This window comes from Bacillus sp. cl96 (assembly GCF_900100505.1).
GTDB lineage: Bacteria > Bacillota > Bacilli > Bacillales > Bacillaceae_G > Bacillus_A > Bacillus_A cereus.
This window is the reverse complement of the sequence record NZ_FNDM01000012.1, coordinates 13,977-30,316: the sequence shown is the minus strand read 5'-3', so window position 1 is coordinate 30,316 and position 16,340 is coordinate 13,977. Positions and strand designations below refer to the sequence as shown.

Genomic DNA, 16,340 nt, shown 5'->3' with positions numbered 1-16,340 from the left:
ATCCCCCTAATAATAAATATATGTGCTTTAATAATGTAATTTATTTTTCTGTAAAAATAAAGACGGAAAACATAAAAAATATTAAAAAATTGTAAAAATACCGTGAATTTTGTTGAGAAATATTTATATAGATATAAAAACATCCCTTCCAAGTAATAAGGAAGGGATGTTTTGCTTAACTAATTTTTGAGTTAGGTGTTTCATCAATCTTATGAAACCCTTTCATGTAATATACGATTGCTAAGCCGATAAGCCAAATTGGGCCGACAATCAATGCAATTCGTGTATCTTCTGAATACGCCATTATACCTAATACTAATACAAGGAAAACGAGTGAGAAATATGAGCTTAATGGGTATAAAGGCATTTTATACGATAACTTTTGTTTATTTTGAGTAGGCAAGCTTTTACGGAATTTAATTTGAGCGACTAATATAATTCCCCAAGTCCAAATTGCACCGAAAGTTGAAATGCTAGTAAGCCATGTAAATACCTTTGCAGGTACGAGATAGTTTAATATAACACCAATTAGTAAAACGATAGCAGTTGCTACAATTCCTTGGCTTGGAATGCCATTTTTATTTAAACGACCAAATCTTTCAGGAGCTTTTTTCTGCTGAGCTAATGTATATAGCATACGGCCTGTACTAAATAAACCACCGTTACAAGAAGAAAGAGCTGCTGTTAATACGACAAAGTTAATAATACCTGCTGCTTTTGCGATACCAATTTGTTGGAATGTTAATACGAATGGACTGCCTTTCTCACCAAGTTCGTTCCATGGATAAATTGCCATCATAACGAATAATGCCCCAACGTAAAAGAGTAGAATTCTCCAAAATACGTTATCGATTGCCTTTGCGAGTGTTTTCTTCGGATTTTGAGCCTCACCAGCTGTAACACCGATTAATTCAACGCCTAAATAAGCGAATAGTACCATCTGCATGGAGAGTAGTAACCCAGAAAATCCATTTGGGAACCAGCCACCATGTGTCCAAAGATTTGAAATACCAGTAGCGATACCACCGTTTCCGAATCCGAATAAAATAATACCAGCTCCGACTACTATCATACAGATAATTGTGACAATTTTAATGAGAGCAAACCAAAACTCAAGTTCTCCAAATACTTTTACCGATAAGAAGTTAAAAGCGCTCATTAATAATAGAGCAAGTAATGCCCAAGTCCAGCGCGGGATATCTGGGAACCAGTACTGCATGTAAATACCAGCTGCTGTAATTTCAGCCATACAAGTAACAACCCATAAGAACCAGTAATTCCAACCAGTAATATAACCAGCGAGTGGTCCAATATAATCATATGCATATTTACTAAAAGAACCAGCAACAGGTTGTTCAATTGCCATTTCCCCAAGCGCTCGCATAATGAAAAAAATAACGAGACCGGCAATCATATAGCCTAGCAAAATAGAAGGACCTGCTAGTTTAATGGCGGAAGCGGATCCTAAAAATAGCCCAACGCCAATAGCTGAGCCCAGTGACATTAAAGTAATATGTCGTTCTTTTAAACCACGATTTAAAGTTCCAGATTTGTTTGTGTGCTGCATAAGAAGAATCCCCCTTGTAGAGTGAACGATATTTGAATGCGTTTACTAAATATTTAACTATTTCAAATTATAAAACATTTCTATCTGTTATGCTACAAAAATAATCACAATGAACTGTACTACATCTGTACTTGTCAGACTTAAACTTAAAATTCTAACTATTAGGGAATATATTGACTCTTCTTTTTATTGATTGTTAAGATTAAGTATTATATTTTCTCACATACTAGTAAGAAAAAGAATGTGTGATAATAATTCAGGTGTAGGAAGGGTACATAAGCATGTTTCAATTACAAAAATATAATACTTCTGTGAAGCAAGAGTTTTTAGCTGGCATCACAACTTTTTTTACATTTGCGTATATTCTTGTCATCAATCCAAAAATATTATCTGATGCAGGTGTACCATTTGACCAAGCGTTTACAGCAACAATTATTGCAACCGTTGTTGGAACAGTAGGTATGGCGATTTTCGCGAATTACCCGATTGTTATTGCTCCAGCTATGGGAATGAATGCATATTTTGCTTATTCTGTTGTACAGAAGGCAGAAGGGATTACATATGTAGTTGCCTTTTCAGCTGTATTTGTAACGGGGATTATTTTTCTTTTATTATCTTTTACTTCGTTTAGGCAAAAGTTAATTTTAGCAATTCCTGATAGTTTAAAGCATGCAATTGCAGGTGGAATTGGACTATTTATTGCTTTTATTGGATTGCGCCTTTCTGGAATTATCGTGGATCATCCGTCTAATTTAGTTACGATTGGTGATTTTCATTCTCCAGCTGTTATTTTAACTTTAATTGGTTTAATATTAGCGGCGGTATTAATGACATTGCGTGTGAGCGGTGCATTATTTATTAGTATGATTGTGACAGGAATTATTGCCTTCTTTACAGGGCAATTGAAGTTTGCTGATAAAATTGTGGCGATGCCTCATTTACCAGAGGGTATCATCGTTTCAAACCCAATCAAAGCCTTTTCAGATGTAATTGAATACGGATTATACGGCGTTGTATTTTCATTTTTACTTGTACTTTTATTCGATACAACAGGAGCATTACTCGGTTTAATTAAACAAGCAGGCTTAATTACAGATAATACAGAGAAACGTTTTGGTAAAGCATTTATTGCGGATGCAATTGGCGGTACTACAGGCTCTATCTTTGGGACAAGCCCAACAGCAGCGACGATTGAATCGTCAGCTGGTATTGCTGCAGGTGGTAAAACGGGATTAACAGGTATTGTAGTAGTCGGCCTAACGATTATAACGGCATTCTTTAGCCCTGTTATTGCTTCTTTATCAAGTGTAGCCGCTATTACAGCTCCTTCATTAATTATTGTAGGTAGTTTAATGGCACAAAGTATTCGTGATATTAATTGGAATGAATTTGAAGATGCATTACCAGCATTTTTAATTTTCGTTGGTATTCCGTTAACGTCTAGTATTGCGAATGGAATTGCAATTGGATTTTTAGTGTATCCAGTCTTAAAAATTGTGAAAGGGAAAGGGATGGAGGTACATCCGTTACTCTACTTATTTACAATTTTATTTGGATGTCATTTATTCTTATAATATAGGAGAGGGGGCTTCTTATGAGGGGCTCCTTTTTTGTGTATAATAAAGTGAAACTATAATCAGTCACGCAAAATATAAATTACTTAATGGAATATATATGTTACAATATGGATGGAGGGGGAACATGAATGGCTGTAAGTAAAATAAAAGTCGCGCGTGTTCAGTTAGATTTAACACAGCAACAATTAGCAGAAAAAGTAGGCGTTACAAGGCAAACGATTAGTTTAATTGAGAAGGGCAAATACAATCCGTCTTTAGATTTATGTTTGAAAATTTGTTATGCAGTAGATAAAACTTTGAATGATTTGTTTTGGGAGGAAAAGGAGTGATTCGATGAAAATTGTGAAAGATGAACGTTTAATGATTGAGGGGTTAAAACATATTAGATTAGTTTTCATCTTACAAAATATTTTCATACTAGGTATTGTTTTTTATCGCTACGTTTTGCAAGATGCAGGATATGAAAGTGTTTCGGATTTATTAATGGTATTTATGGGTGGGATTGTAGTTATTAACTTTTTAAATCTGAAAAATTCAGTGGAAGTGTATGAGCATACAGGGGGAGTATCACGTAGCTATTTCATGAAACTATTATTAATTCCTGTAAGTATTGTTATTGGGATTTTAGCTATTTGTATCGTTGTAACACCAGATATTTCGATAAAGGAAATTAGTATGACAGGATTTATTATGTTTGCTTGTTTTTTAGTTCCTAGTCTGTTTATATACATATATATGAAAAAGATAAAAAGTGAAGATTGAAATATAAGAAAAGCTTTCCCGTATTGCGGAAAGCTTTTCTTATATTCTTTTATACAGTACTTTATGAAGGCCAATTGGTTCAATTTCAAAGATTTCACCATGTTCTTGGAAGCCTAAGCGCTTGTAATAGTCAGCTACAGTAATTCGGCCATTACACCATAGCATATTTGCTTGACGCTCTTGTAAGATTTGTTCTGCTTTCTGAATTAAGGAGCTTCCAGCGTGGTTGTTTCGAAACTCAGGCAATGTGGCCATTCCTCGTAGACGATAATGCATACCTGCTTGTAAGTCGGGATGCATTTCCTTTGAGAAAGAAGCGATACTAATAAGTTGATCGTTTATAAATGCGCCTAAGTGGAAGGTGTCTGTTTCATAATCGGAAGGGTATTTACAATCTGCTAATGTTTGATTGGGGCGTAAAATTTTTTGACGTAATACGTAAGTTTCAGATCCCTCAATATTTTTCACGGTAATCATATTAACATCCTTTCTTATAACGCTTTTTCTGTTAATTGTATAAAGAAATAGGCAGGTGCGGCGAGAAGTCCGAGTATGCTAGCAGTTCCGAGAAGGAGTGAAAGTAGGAGGCAAGAATATTTTATTCCATTCGATTTTTTCCATCCGTAACTACAAATCTCAATACTAACACCGATGAGAATAATGGCAACGAGTATTTCGGCTAATAATAAGAGAGCTAAAGTTATAATAGACATAATGTAATCCATCCCCATAATATGTGATAGTAACATTTTACCATATGAAATGGAAAAAATGCCCCTCAATTATGTGAGGGGCATTTTTTTATTCTAATATGTTTTTTAGTGTATCGATATGTTCTTTTGAGCCTGTTACAAGTAATGTATCACCGTGTTGTAGTCTTGTATCCCCATGTGGGATTAATGCTTTATTTCCACGATAAATTTGAATGACTAGTACATCACCTAAAAACGGAAGGCGACGAAGTGCAACGCCGTTATATTTATTGCTCCGTAGTTCAACTTCACGGACTGTTTCGTTTGCTGTTGTAATTAAGCGAACGAGACTAGGTTTATCAATAAGCGCACGTAATAAAATACGTGTAGAGTTAATTGTTGAGAATACAGCGATATGTTCTTGCGTTGCTTTTTCTTGTAGAAGTGGATCTTCTACACTTGCAATAACATGTTCAACACCTAGCTCTTTTGCATGTTCTGCCAATAATAAGTTTTGTTCATCATCACTTGTTGCAACAACGACGCGATCTGCATCAAATGCTGTTTGTTCAGTTAATGATGCGATTGTGATGTCATCTAATTTCACGATAGGGAAGTCATGTGATGTCGCTTCTTCATCATTTATTTTGTTTTGACGCATCATATATAGCGTTACGTCATAATCTTCTCGTTTTAAATCTAGTGATAACGGAAGGGTAATTCTGCTCGCGCCAATAATAGCTACTTTTGGTTTTGGTGTTTCTACTTTTGGGAACATTTTTTTAAACAATATAGGTGCAAAAATACAAGTAATAACTGCGCTTAAAATAAGAGAGGCAGATAAACTTGGACTGATGATCTCCAGTTTTTCACCAATTTGTGCAGCCGCAATAACTAAAGAAAGTGTCGATGTTAATAAGATTGCACTTCCAAGTACGATATTACGTGGATACCATTTTCTTAAGACGAGTGATGGTAAGAGTTTCGAAATAAAGAGTCCTACAATTAAGATTGGAATCATTAGCATGCTAGAAGGTTCTTTGAAAATAGACCACACCTCTAGATTTACACCAACCATTACGAAGAAAATAGGGATGAAGAAACCATAGCCGATAGAATCAAGTTTTTCCACCATATCTTCATTTGGTGATAATAACGATACAAGTACACCTGCTAAGAAGGCGCCTAAAATATTTTCTGCTCCAACAGATTCCGATAACCCAACTAAGATTAAAATGAGTGCAAAAACAGCTCGTGTATCAATTTGTACACTACCAGCTTTTAAACTATCTAAGTATGGAATGTTTTTAAAACGTTTTGCAACGAAGTAAATAACAATACCAGCGCCGAATAGAAGAAGAAGAAGCCACATGCTTTGGCCGCTTTCGGAATTTAATCCGACGAATACAGCGAGTAAAATCATTGTAACTAAATCCGCAATAACAGCGACTAATAAAATGATTTGCCCAATTGCTGTTTTTCCTAAGTTATTCTCTTTTAATGTTGGTACAACAACACCTAAAGAAATAGTTGAAATAATTAAAGTCATGAACATTGCATTATCTACGAATCCTAGCCATACGAATAGTAATGATAGGGCATAAGATAAGATGAAAATAAATAAGAAGATAATGCTTGCTGCCTGAAATGTATTTGGTTCGTTTGTCGTATTTTTTTTCCCTTTTTGTTTAAAGATAGAAAAATCAATTTCTAAACCGCTTAAGAACATGAGGAAGATAAATCCTAATGTTGATAAAACTTGAAGCCATATATCTGGCTCAATAATATTAAACCCACTTTTACCTACAAAGATTCCTGCAATAATTTCTGCAACGACCACAGGAAGTGCTTTTAATTTAAAGCGTTGTAACAAAAGGGGAACGAAAAACGCGATTGCAACGACAACCATAAGTGATAGAACAGAAGTATGATGTTCCATTGCGTTCTCTCCCTTCAAATAAATATAGTACCTATTTAGCCATATAATAGGTAGAAAAGCAACGCATATGGATTCGATTTCATAAAGAAAGACTTTTCTTAACATTTGTCATAATAAGTATATTTTTCATGATTATGCTGTTAATTCCGTAATGTGGATGTAATAGAGGGGATAAAAAAAGACTGCTGAGGAATCTCAGCAGTCTTTTTCATGTACATTACATTGAGAAGAAGATCCATACAGTTAAACCAACTGTTGCAGTTGCAACGAAGAAACTGTATATCATTGTAAGAATTTGAACTCTTCCTTCTCCTTCTTTTAAATGCATGAACATAATTAATTGTAACAATGCTTGCGCAACAGCCATTATGATAATAGTTGTTAAGACTGTTGAAAGTGGCAATGTTGTGTAAAGTGCCACGTATAACGCTAGAAACGTTAATGCAAGCGATAAAATAAATCCGAAAACGTGTGACCAAGGGAATCCGCTATGCGCATGTCCGTTTGCTTGATTGTTGTTTTGAGCCATTTACGCCACCATCCCGTTCAAGTAAACTAGTGTGTAAATAAAGACCCAAACAAGATCAAGGAAATGCCAGTATAAGCTGATAATGAATACTTTACGAGCTGTAACTGGTGTTAAACCTCGTTTTAAAATTTGGATAATAACACAAATTGCCCAAATGATACCGCCTGTTACGTGGGCTCCATGCGTTCCAAGAAGAACGAAGAATCCAGATAAGAAAGCACTTGTTTGAATTGTTGCGCCTTCACCAATGTACATAATGAACTCTTCGATCTCGAAGAATAGGAAACCTGCACCTAAAAGTAATGTAAGGACGAACCATCCAAGCATCGCTTTTTGGTTATGCTTACGCATTTCATGAATTACGATACCGCATGTAAAACTACTTGTTAAAAGTAGTAATGTTTGAATTAAAAGCGTTTTAAGTTCAAACAATTGCGCTGGTGTTGGGCCATCTGCCGTACGACCAGCAAGGACTAGATAAGAGGCGAAAAGTGTTGCGAACAGCATAATTTCAGCCCCAAGAAAAATCCAGAATCCTAGGATATTCAATCTGCTTTGTTCGGATTGATATTCCAAAGGTAAGCTTTTATCTAAAGCCGCCATGTCATTTCACCTCTCATGCTATATGTTCTGTTTTTTTAATTTCATCAACACTGATATAGTAGCCTTCATCATAATCGAATGAACGATAGATTAAGCAAGCTAAAATACCAATACCACCGATTGCTGCAAGCCAGAACCAGCTAAATACTAATGCGAAACCTGCAAGACCGAAGAATCCAGACGCAATAATAGGCACACCAGAGTTACTTGGCATGTGAATTGGTTTAATATCTTCTGCTGCTGGTGTAACTGTTTCTCCGCGTTTTTTCATGTACCAGAAAGCATCAGCTTCTTTAATTTCAGGAAGCTTCGCGAAGTTGTAATGTTGTACAGGAGAGTGAGTTGCCCATTCAAGTGTACGACCACCCCATGGATCTCCAGTTGTGTCACGTTCACCGTGACGTGCACTCCAAATTACGTTGTAGCAAAGAAGTAGGAAGCCGATACCCATCATTACCGCACCAACAGATGCGATTTGGTTTAGCCATCCCCATCCAAGACTTTCAGAGTAAGTGTACATACGACGAGTCATACCGTCTAAACCTAAGAAGTACATTGGGAAGAAACAGATGTTGAATCCGCTCATAAAGATCCAGAATGTCCATTTACCTAGGCGTTCATTTAACATATGACCAGTCATTTTTGGATACCAGAATGTGAATCCAGCAAGCATAGCGAATACTGTACCTGCGATTAATACGTAGTGGAAGTGAGCGATTAGGAAGTAGCTGTTATGGTATTGATAATCAGCTGCTGCCATTCCAAGCATAACCCCTGTAACCCCACCGACTACGAAGTTTGGAATAAATGCCAATGACCAAAGCATTGGAACTGTAAAACGAATACGTCCTTTATACAGTGTAAACAACCAGTTAAAGATCTTAACCCCGGTTGGAATCGAAATCGCCATTGTCGAAATCGAGAAGAATGAGTTAACCGCTGGACCTGCACCCATCGTGAAGAAGTGGTGAAGCCATACGACGAAACTTAGTAAAGAAATTGCAACCATTGAGTATACCATTGCACTGTAACCGAATAGACGTTTACGTGAGAATGTACTAATGATTTCAGAGAAAATACCGAATGCCGGTAAAATAACGATATATACTTCAGGGTGACCCCATACCCAGAACAGGTTGGCCCATAACATTGGCATACCGCCGCTCGCCATCGTAAAGAAGTGAGCATCGAATAGACGGTCAAATGTCATTAATGCAAGAGCAACTGTTAATACTGGGAAAGCGAAAATAATGATAATTGTTGTAATTAAGATTGACCAAGTAAACATTGGCATTCTCATTAAAGTCATACCAGGTGTACGCATTTTTAAGATAGTAACAAGGAAGTTAATACCGGTCATTAGCGTACCGAGACCTGAAATCTGTAATGCAATTGCGTAGTAGTTATTTCCTACGCCCGAAGTAAACTCTGTACCTGCCATTGGGAAGTAAGAAGTCCACCCGGCGTCTGGAGAACCACCGATTACGAAAGCGATGTTGAATAACATTGCTCCGACAAAGAATAACCAGAAACTTAAAGCATTTAAGAACGGATATGCAACGTCACGAGCACCAATTTGTAATGGTACTACAAGGTTCATTAATCCCATAACGAATGGCATTGCCATGAAAAGAATCATTACTGTACCATGTGTTGTAAAGATCCCGTTATAGTGTTCAGCGTTTAAATAAGTTGTTTCTGGGAATGTTAACTGTGCACGGATCATTAAACCATCCATACCACCACGGAATAACATGATAACCGCAGAAATAATATACATAGCTCCGATTTTTTTATGGTCAACAGTTGTTAACCATTCGTCCCAAAGCCATTTCCATTTTTTATACTTTGTTAGTACGAAAATGATTGCTAATGTCACAAGAACGATAGAAGCGTCTGCACCGTAAATAATCGGGTCACCTGTGACAAAGAATTCATCAAGCTTCACTGTGTTCACTCCAATCTGTTGGAATAATAGCTATTATTTTTTGTTTTTGTAGTAGTTGTAATCACAATATTCAAGTGATTTTGGATCTACATAACTTAAGTGGTGACTAGAGAATGTCATACGACCAACTACACCAGGTTTAACAATTTCGTTGTACTTAGCTTCTGTTAGTTTAGGAGCAGTTTCTTGTACTTCTTTAACCCACTTGTCATATTTCTCTTTAGTTTTTGCTTCAACTTCGAACTCCATGTGTGTGAATCCTTCACCAGAGAAGTTCGCACTACGGCCTAGGTAAGAACCTGGCTTATCAGCTTGTAAATAAAGATCCATAATCATGCCATCCATTGTGTACTTCATACCACCAAGTTCTGGTACCCAGAAAGCATTCATTGGGCCGACAGAAGTCAGTTTGAATTGAATTGGTACACCAGCTGGGATGTTTAAATAGTTAACGGTTTCAATTTTTTCCTCTGGGTAACTGAATAACCATTTCCAGTTTGCAGATGTAACATAAATTTCAACTGGTTTAATATGTTTGGACTCTTTCGGAACCTCTTCCGAAGCATAAGTTGCTTTTACTGTTGGAATCGATAATGCGATAACGATAATAACAGGAACAAGCGTCCAAATAATTTCTAGTAATGTGTTACCGTGTTGTTCAGGTGGCTCATAGTCCATATTCTCTGGTTTTTCACGATAACGAATCAAGATGACTGTAAACAGAATGAATACAATTGCGATAATTAATGACATAAGCAAGAATGACCAAACAATTAAATCATACTGTGCTTTTGCAACAGGTCCTTGCGGATTTAATACTGCGAGTTTTTTATCACAGCCACCGAGGAACAGAAGTAATGATAACGGAAGAAGCGAAGCCAACTTCCAAAACGCTTTCTTTAGTTGCACGATTGAAAATCTCCTTTCTCCTTGGATTGAAACTATGCCAATAAAACAATATAAACCTATTAATTTATAGAAGGCAATAGTTTTTGATATATTGTTAAAAAATAGACACAAATGCACACTTTTTAAGGTGAATATCATTTGTAACTTGATTACATTGTAAACTATTTTCCAGAGAAAAACGTGATTGTGAAAATTTTAAGATAAATAAAGTTATACCAGGATATCCAAGAAATAGAAAAAAGCTATCTTATCATAAGAAAGATAGCTGAATATTTTGTATATTTAGTTTATTTATCGTATGACAGTTCGTGGCTGTTCAAGTGTGACAATTTTTTTATATTTAACTTGATATAAAATGTAACAAATAATCATAAATGGAATGCCACAATAAAGAGCAATTCTTTGATCTGGAATGAAAGCCAAACTAACAAATGTAATGAAATTCAGCGAAAACGCTATGATTGGAACTAGTGGATAGAGCGGTGTACGATATTTTAAATCATTTATGTTGCCACCGTTTTTCACGAAATTTCTACGGAAGAAAAACTGTGAAGCGGCGATTGACATCCAAACGACAACGGCAGCCATTGCTGCAATAGATGTTAAAACTAGAAAGACAGTATCTGCCGCAAATACACTTGTTAGTAAGGACAGGCTAGCGAAAATTAGGCTGAAAATTAATGCATTTAGCGGTACACCTTTTTTAGTTAATTTCGTAAATGCTGGACTTGCCATTCCTTGTTTTGCCATCGCCCACAGCATACGAGAATTTGCGTAGAGACCAGAGTTAGCAACGGATAATACAGCTGTAATAATAACAAAGTTCATAATGTCTGCTGCATATGGGACACCGGCTACATCAAATACAAGTACAAAGGGACTTTCGACTAGATTAGCCTCTTGCCATGGGAGTAAACCTACAACAACTGATATCGCTAAGACGAAGAAGAAGAGAGTTCGCCAAATTGTGTTTTTAATTGCTTTTGGAATTGTTTTTTCAGGATTTTCACTTTCGCCTGAAGCGATTCCGATTAATTCTGTTCCTTGGAAGGAGTAATTTACTGTAATCATCGTAAGAAGAACAGCTAATGCACCATTTGGAAATAGCCCGCCATTTTCAGTGAAATTATGAAGCATTGGAGCTGGCTTTCCATTAAAGTCTAGTAGACCGAACATAACAGCGCCGCCAAGTACGATGAAAATAACAATTGTTGCGACTTTTACACTTGCGAACCAAAACTCTGCTTCTGCATATGCTTTTGCTGATAAAGCGTTTACGAGGAAGAGTGCTGCTGCAAATGTAACGCACCAAATCCAGGAAGAAACGTCTGGAAACCAGCGTTTCATTAAAATACTTACAGTTGTTAACTCTACGCCAACTGTAACAGCCCAATTTAACCAATACATCCAACCGACAACAAATCCAAAACCAGGTGAAATGAATTTGCTTGCATAACTTTGGAATGAACCTGCTTCTGGCATAGCGACGGATAATTCACCAAGACATAACATCGTTAAATACATAACAAATCCACCGACTAAAAATGCGAGAATAGCACCACCAGGTCCGGCATTATGGACAATTTGACCAGATCCCATAAATAACCCGGTTCCGATAACACCGCCGAGTGCAATCATAAATAGGTGTCTACTTTTCATTGTTCGTTTTAAATCTGTTTGTTCAATTTGTTGATTCATATGCCCCTCACCCCGTATTTTCTTGAATGTGTGAACTTCGTTTTATTCTGAGTTTTTAATCATTAGTGGGGGATGCAACACACACTCGGTTTATTTGCTATGAAATGAATGGAGTATGTAAAAAAACGAACTATGACTAAATACTCTAAGAATGTTTGTTAACATGGTGATATCTTCACTATGTTAACAATTTTGATTTTAGCAAAATATTCTGTAAATGTATATTTATTTTTCTTTTTATTAAAAATAATTAGAATTTTTATAATTAATTCTATGAGCGATAATTCACATGATCTTTCTAGCAAACTAGTAAGAAGAAGGGTACAATGATAAGAGGTGTATCTGTAAAATAATAATTAATGGAGTTTTGTTTATAATGAAAAAGTTAAAATATCTTTTTGTTTTTGGGATTATACTTGCTGCTGCATTTTTTATAGGAAAAGATAAAATCATGCAAAAGGCACAAGTTCTACGCTTAGAGTTTCTATCTGAAATGAAAGAAGCAGCTATGATTGAAGATGTTCCGTTTATTAAACAATTACCAGAATTGCCTAGAGGGTGTGAAGTGACAAGTTTAGCTATGTTGCTGCAATATAAAGGTGTACAAGTAGATAAGATGCAACTTGCTAGCGAAATTCATCGTGTTCCATTTGAACAAAATGGTTTGCGTGGAAATCCTTACGAGGGATTTGTGGGAAATATTTATACAAAGGCAGAGCCTGGATATGGTGTATACAATAAACCAATCTTTGATTTAGCAGAAAAATATGTTCCTGAAAAAGTAATTAATTTAACAGGTAGAGACATGCAAGATATATATAAAGTAATTAGTTCTGGCTCTCCGGTATGGGTCATTATTAATACGACGTTTAAGCCACTAGCTGAAAGTAGTTTTGAAACATGGAATACGAGTTCAGGCGAAGTGAAAATTACATATTATGAGCATAGTGCAGTAGTAATTGGATATGATCAAAACTTTGTATATGTAAATGATCCTCTTAAAAATAATCCACGTTTGGCTGTTCCGCGAACAGAATTTGAGAAAGCTTGGGAGCAAATGGGAAAACAAGCAATTACTATTTTATAATAATGAAAAAGTCATCTTTGGGATGGCTTTTTCTTTTTGGTTTATTAACACTGAAAATTCAGAAGATTCTTTTAAAAGTTAACGATTCACGTTATAATAACATTTAACTTGGTGAAGAAGGGGAGAAGAGAAATGGATGTTGCAAAGGAACTTGTTTTGTCAAAAAATCAGTTAGTTGAGTGGAGAAGGCATTTTCATAAGTATCCAGAGTTATCTTTTCAAGAAGAGAAAACATCGCAGTTTGTGTTCGATATACTTCGGAAATTCCCATATTTAGAAGTGTCACGGCCGACTAAATATAGTGTGATGGCAAAGCTAGTAGGTAAACATCCGGGCAAAACAGTTGCGATTCGAGCCGATATGGATGCTCTTCCTATTCATGAAGAAAATGAGTTTGATTTTATTTCTACATATAAAGGTGTAATGCATGCATGTGGTCATGATGGACATATAGCGATATTACTTGGGGTTGTACATAAGTTGGTAGAAGAAAGAGAGAAGATTAAAGGGGAGATTCGTTTTCTATTCCAACATGCTGAAGAGAATTTTCCTGGTGGTGCAGAGGAGATGGTTGCTGCAGGTGTAATGGAAGGTGTGGATTATATTATTGGTGCTCACCTTTGGGCGTCGTTAGAGGTTGGGAAAATAGGTGTTATTTATGGTCCTGCAATGGCTGCACCGGATGTTTTTAAAATTAAGATAGAGGGAAAAGGTGGACATGCTGGAATCCCTCATGAAACGGTGGATAGTATTGCAATCGGAACACAAGTCGTTTCGCAACTTCAGCAAATTGTATCTCGCCTCACGAATCCATTAGATTCTCTCGTAATATCTGTTACGCAATTTCATGCTGGGACAACTCATAATGTAATACCAGAGCAAGCTGAGATTGAAGGGACAGTAAGAAGTTTAAGACATGAATTACGAGGTGAAACAGAGAAGAAGATTGAGCGGATTGTGAAGCATATTACGGAATCTTACGGAGCGAAATATACATTTTCATATGAATATGGATATCGACCAGTTGTAAATGATTATGAAGCTACAGAGCTTATTGAACAAACGGCATTACAACTTTATGGAAGGGATAGAGTTGTTCGTTTACAGCCGACGATGGCTGGAGAAGATTTTTCAGCGTTTTTACAAAAGGCACCGGGGACATTCTTTTTTATCGGAGCGGGAAATAAAGAGAAAGGTATTATATATCCTCACCATCACCCTCGTTTTACGATTGACGAAGATGCATTACCGATTGGAGTGGAAGTCTTTGTATCAGCCATTATGAACTTTATAAGTAAAGGAGAATGAGATGAAGAAAATACACATTCTAGCGCTTATCCCAGTTCTTTGTTTAGTAGTTGGGCCAATATTTGCGAATTCAGTTACTCCTTACGTATTAGGGATGCCATTTTTATTATTTTGGGTATTATTATCAGTGTTTATTACATCTTTTTGTATGGGGCTTGTGTACGTGTTTGATCCTGCTAATAAGGAGGATGTAAAATGACTGCATTACTTATCATTATTTTATTTTTGTTTCTCGCACTATTTTTAGGGATTCGGGCACAACATGGAAAAGGTATGAATTTAGAACAATGGTCAGTTGGAGGAAGAGGATTTGGCACTATTTTTGTTTTTCTCCTTATGGCAGGTGAAATTTATACGACGTTTACATTTTTAGGGGGAAGCGGCTGGGCGTATAGTAAAGGAGCACCTACCTTTTATATTTTGGGATATGGTGCTTTAGCTTATCTTTTATCGTATTTTTTATTGCCACCCATTTGGAAGTATGCGAAAGAGCATAACCTTGTTTCACAGTCAGATTTTTTTGCGAAGAAATATAGAAGTAAAGCGCTTGGACTTATTGTTTCGATTGTTGGTGTTGTTTCCATCATCCCATATCTTGTTTTACAGTTAAAAGGACTGGGAATTATCGTTTCAGAAGCTTCTTACGGAAGGGTGTCACCTGTTGTTGCAGTATGGATCGGTGCTATTGTTATAACTATATATGTAATGGTTTCAGGTATACATGGTTCGGCTTGGACGGCTGCTTTGAAGGATATTATGATACTGTTTATCGTTATGTTTTTAGGTATATATTTGCCGTATCATTATTATGGAGGATTTCAGCCGATGTTTGAGGCTGTAGAGGCAGCGAAACCGGGATTTTTATCTTTACCTGAAGAAGGAATGAGTATTTCTTGGTTTGTTTCTACTATTATATTAACGGCCCTCGGTTTTTATATGTGGCCTCATACATTTGCTTCTGCTTTTTCTGCAAAAAATGAAAAAGTATTTCGTAAAAATGCAGCAATTATGCCATTGTATTCTTTAGTTTTACTTTTCGTATTTTTTGCAGGATTTGCTGCTATATTGCAAGTTCCTGGGTTAAAGGGAGCGGATGTAGATCTTTCGTTATTCCGTCTTGCTTTACAAACTTTTGATCCTTGGTTTATTGGAATTATTGGTAGTGCGGGAGTATTAACGGCATTGGTTCCAGGGTCTATGCTTGTTATGGCGGCTTCTACACTGTTAGCAAAAAATATTTACCGAACGATAGTCCCGTCTGCTTCAGATAGACAAGTTGCTAAGATGGCAAAATTATTTGTGCCTGTAGTAACGCTCGTGGCAGTTTTATTTACATTTAAAGGAGGAGAAACAATAGGAGCACTTCTATTAATGGGATACAGTATCGTTACACAACTTTTCCCTGCACTTGTATGTAGCTTGTTTCCACGTCAAATTATTACGAAGCAAGGGGCGATTGCAGGAATGGGAGTTGGGCTATTAGTGGTCGCATATATTACCTTATCTGGTTCAACTATAGCCACGATGTTTCCGAGTTTCCCGCAGTATATAAAAGATTTGAATGTAGGTATAGTCGCATTGTTAATTAATATAATTGTGATGTTTGTAGTTAGTGGATTTACAAAAGGTGTATTTATAAAGAAAAACACTATAATAGTAGAAAAGTAATTCGTTTATCCTGCATTAACGGGCAGTAAGACCCCCACCTCAAAATTCAGCGG

General features: G+C 36.3%; 16 protein-coding genes. 7 read left to right on the top strand and 9 right to left on the bottom strand.

Annotated features, from left to right (window positions below; translation table 11 throughout):
* Positions 1-175: 175 nt before the first annotated feature.
* Positions 176-1,567, bottom strand: coding sequence for an amino acid permease (locus tag BLT20_RS22570; RefSeq protein WP_001164900.1), 1,392 nt, complete (start codon positions 1,565-1,567; stop codon positions 176-178).
* Between the two features lie 281 nt (positions 1,568-1,848).
* On the opposite strand from BLT20_RS22570, the gene BLT20_RS22565 reads away from it, so the two are divergent.
* From BLT20_RS22565 to BLT20_RS22555, 3 genes are all read left to right on the top strand, one after another.
* Positions 1,849-3,141 (top strand): NCS2 family permease, encoded by a 1,293-nt coding sequence (locus BLT20_RS22565; protein WP_000487189.1) that lies wholly within the window; start codon positions 1,849-1,851, stop codon positions 3,139-3,141.
* Positions 3,142-3,272: 131 nt separating this feature from the next.
* Positions 3,273-3,473, top strand: a complete 201-nt coding sequence (locus tag BLT20_RS22560) for a helix-turn-helix transcriptional regulator (protein ID WP_000301182.1) — start codon at positions 3,273-3,275, stop codon at positions 3,471-3,473.
* A gap of 4 nt (positions 3,474-3,477) precedes the next feature.
* Complete coding sequence (locus BLT20_RS22555) at positions 3,478-3,906, top strand: hypothetical protein (protein WP_000706637.1); 429 nt, start codon at positions 3,478-3,480, stop codon at positions 3,904-3,906.
* Positions 3,907-3,945: 39 nt separating this feature from the next.
* Here BLT20_RS22555 and BLT20_RS22550 read toward each other — a convergent pair whose 3' ends face one another.
* The 8 genes from BLT20_RS22550 to BLT20_RS22515 all read right to left on the bottom strand — a co-directional run bounded on the left by BLT20_RS22550 (position 3,946) and on the right by BLT20_RS22515 (position 12,224).
* Positions 3,946-4,383, bottom strand: a complete 438-nt coding sequence (locus BLT20_RS22550) for a GNAT family N-acetyltransferase (protein ID WP_000633769.1) — start codon at positions 4,381-4,383, stop codon at positions 3,946-3,948.
* Positions 4,384-4,397: 14 nt separating this feature from the next.
* Complete coding sequence (locus BLT20_RS22545; RefSeq protein ID WP_000926991.1) at positions 4,398-4,655, bottom strand: DUF4022 family protein; 258 nt, start codon at positions 4,653-4,655, stop codon at positions 4,398-4,400.
* Positions 4,656-4,707: 52 nt separating this feature from the next.
* Positions 4,708-6,537: a monovalent cation:proton antiporter family protein gene (locus BLT20_RS22540; RefSeq protein WP_000399966.1), complete on the bottom strand. Its 1,830-nt coding sequence runs from the start codon at positions 6,535-6,537 to the stop codon at positions 4,708-4,710.
* Positions 6,538-6,754: 217 nt separating this feature from the next.
* The gene (qoxD, locus tag BLT20_RS22535; protein WP_000068425.1) at positions 6,755-7,066 is read right to left on the bottom strand and encodes a cytochrome aa3 quinol oxidase subunit IV; all 312 of its coding nucleotides are present in this window, start codon (positions 7,064-7,066) and stop codon (positions 6,755-6,757) included.
* Positions 7,067-7,669, bottom strand: coding sequence for a cytochrome aa3 quinol oxidase subunit III (qoxC, locus tag BLT20_RS22530; protein WP_000729317.1), 603 nt, complete (start codon positions 7,667-7,669; stop codon positions 7,067-7,069).
* Between the two features lie 13 nt (positions 7,670-7,682).
* A complete protein-coding gene (qoxB, locus tag BLT20_RS22525) occupies positions 7,683-9,617 on the bottom strand; it encodes a cytochrome aa3 quinol oxidase subunit I (protein ID WP_141769988.1) in 1,935 nt (644 codons plus the stop codon).
* Between the two features lie 33 nt (positions 9,618-9,650).
* The gene (locus tag BLT20_RS22520; RefSeq protein WP_001176165.1) at positions 9,651-10,526 is read right to left on the bottom strand and encodes a cytochrome aa3 quinol oxidase subunit II; all 876 of its coding nucleotides are present in this window, start codon (positions 10,524-10,526) and stop codon (positions 9,651-9,653) included.
* Between the two features lie 291 nt (positions 10,527-10,817).
* The gene (locus BLT20_RS22515; protein WP_001075755.1) at positions 10,818-12,224 is read right to left on the bottom strand and encodes an amino acid permease; all 1,407 of its coding nucleotides are present in this window, start codon (positions 12,222-12,224) and stop codon (positions 10,818-10,820) included.
* A 376-nt stretch (positions 12,225-12,600) separates the two neighbouring features.
* Here BLT20_RS22515 and BLT20_RS22510 point away from each other — a divergent pair, with 376 nt between their 5' ends.
* The 4 genes from BLT20_RS22510 to BLT20_RS22495 all read left to right on the top strand — a co-directional run bounded on the left by BLT20_RS22510 (position 12,601) and on the right by BLT20_RS22495 (position 16,287).
* The gene (locus tag BLT20_RS22510; RefSeq protein WP_000734490.1) at positions 12,601-13,311 is read left to right on the top strand and encodes a C39 family peptidase; all 711 of its coding nucleotides are present in this window, start codon (positions 12,601-12,603) and stop codon (positions 13,309-13,311) included.
* Positions 13,312-13,443: 132 nt separating this feature from the next.
* Positions 13,444-14,619, top strand: coding sequence for an amidohydrolase (locus BLT20_RS22505; RefSeq protein ID WP_000382128.1), 1,176 nt, complete (start codon positions 13,444-13,446; stop codon positions 14,617-14,619).
* A 1-nt stretch (position 14,620) separates the two neighbouring features.
* Positions 14,621-14,818 carry a DUF3311 domain-containing protein gene (locus tag BLT20_RS22500; protein WP_000719833.1) on the top strand — a complete coding sequence of 66 codons (198 nt, stop codon included), beginning with the start codon at positions 14,621-14,623 and terminating at the stop codon, positions 14,816-14,818.
* A complete protein-coding gene (locus tag BLT20_RS22495; RefSeq protein WP_000125944.1) occupies positions 14,815-16,287 on the top strand; it encodes a sodium:solute symporter family protein in 1,473 nt (490 codons plus the stop codon). The genes BLT20_RS22500 and BLT20_RS22495 overlap by 4 nt, the downstream gene beginning before the upstream one ends.
* Positions 16,288-16,340 lie beyond the last annotated feature (53 nt).

Coding starts and splice junctions, on each gene's coding strand:
- BLT20_RS22545 (WP_000926991.1), bottom strand. CDS start 4,655: ATGTTACTATCACATATTATGGGGATGGATTACATTATGTCTATTATA.
- BLT20_RS22565 (WP_000487189.1), top strand. CDS start 1,849: ATGTTTCAATTACAAAAATATAATACTTCTGTGAAGCAAGAGTTTTTA.
- BLT20_RS22505 (WP_000382128.1), top strand. CDS start 13,444: ATGGATGTTGCAAAGGAACTTGTTTTGTCAAAAAATCAGTTAGTTGAG.
- BLT20_RS22550 (WP_000633769.1), bottom strand. CDS start 4,383: ATGATTACCGTGAAAAATATTGAGGGATCTGAAACTTACGTATTACGT.
- qoxC (WP_000729317.1), bottom strand. CDS start 7,669: ATGGCGGCTTTAGATAAAAGCTTACCTTTGGAATATCAATCCGAACAA.
- BLT20_RS22510 (WP_000734490.1), top strand. CDS start 12,601: ATGAAAAAGTTAAAATATCTTTTTGTTTTTGGGATTATACTTGCTGCT.
- BLT20_RS22570 (WP_001164900.1), bottom strand. CDS start 1,567: ATGCAGCACACAAACAAATCTGGAACTTTAAATCGTGGTTTAAAAGAA.
- BLT20_RS22540 (WP_000399966.1), bottom strand. CDS start 6,537: ATGGAACATCATACTTCTGTTCTATCACTTATGGTTGTCGTTGCAATC.
- BLT20_RS22515 (WP_001075755.1), bottom strand. CDS start 12,224: ATGAATCAACAAATTGAACAAACAGATTTAAAACGAACAATGAAAAGT.
- qoxD (WP_000068425.1), bottom strand. CDS start 7,066: ATGGCTCAAAACAACAATCAAGCAAACGGACATGCGCATAGCGGATTC.
- BLT20_RS22495 (WP_000125944.1), top strand. CDS start 14,815: ATGACTGCATTACTTATCATTATTTTATTTTTGTTTCTCGCACTATTT.
- BLT20_RS22555 (WP_000706637.1), top strand. CDS start 3,478: ATGAAAATTGTGAAAGATGAACGTTTAATGATTGAGGGGTTAAAACAT.
- BLT20_RS22560 (WP_000301182.1), top strand. CDS start 3,273: ATGGCTGTAAGTAAAATAAAAGTCGCGCGTGTTCAGTTAGATTTAACA.
- BLT20_RS22500 (WP_000719833.1), top strand. CDS start 14,621: ATGAAGAAAATACACATTCTAGCGCTTATCCCAGTTCTTTGTTTAGTA.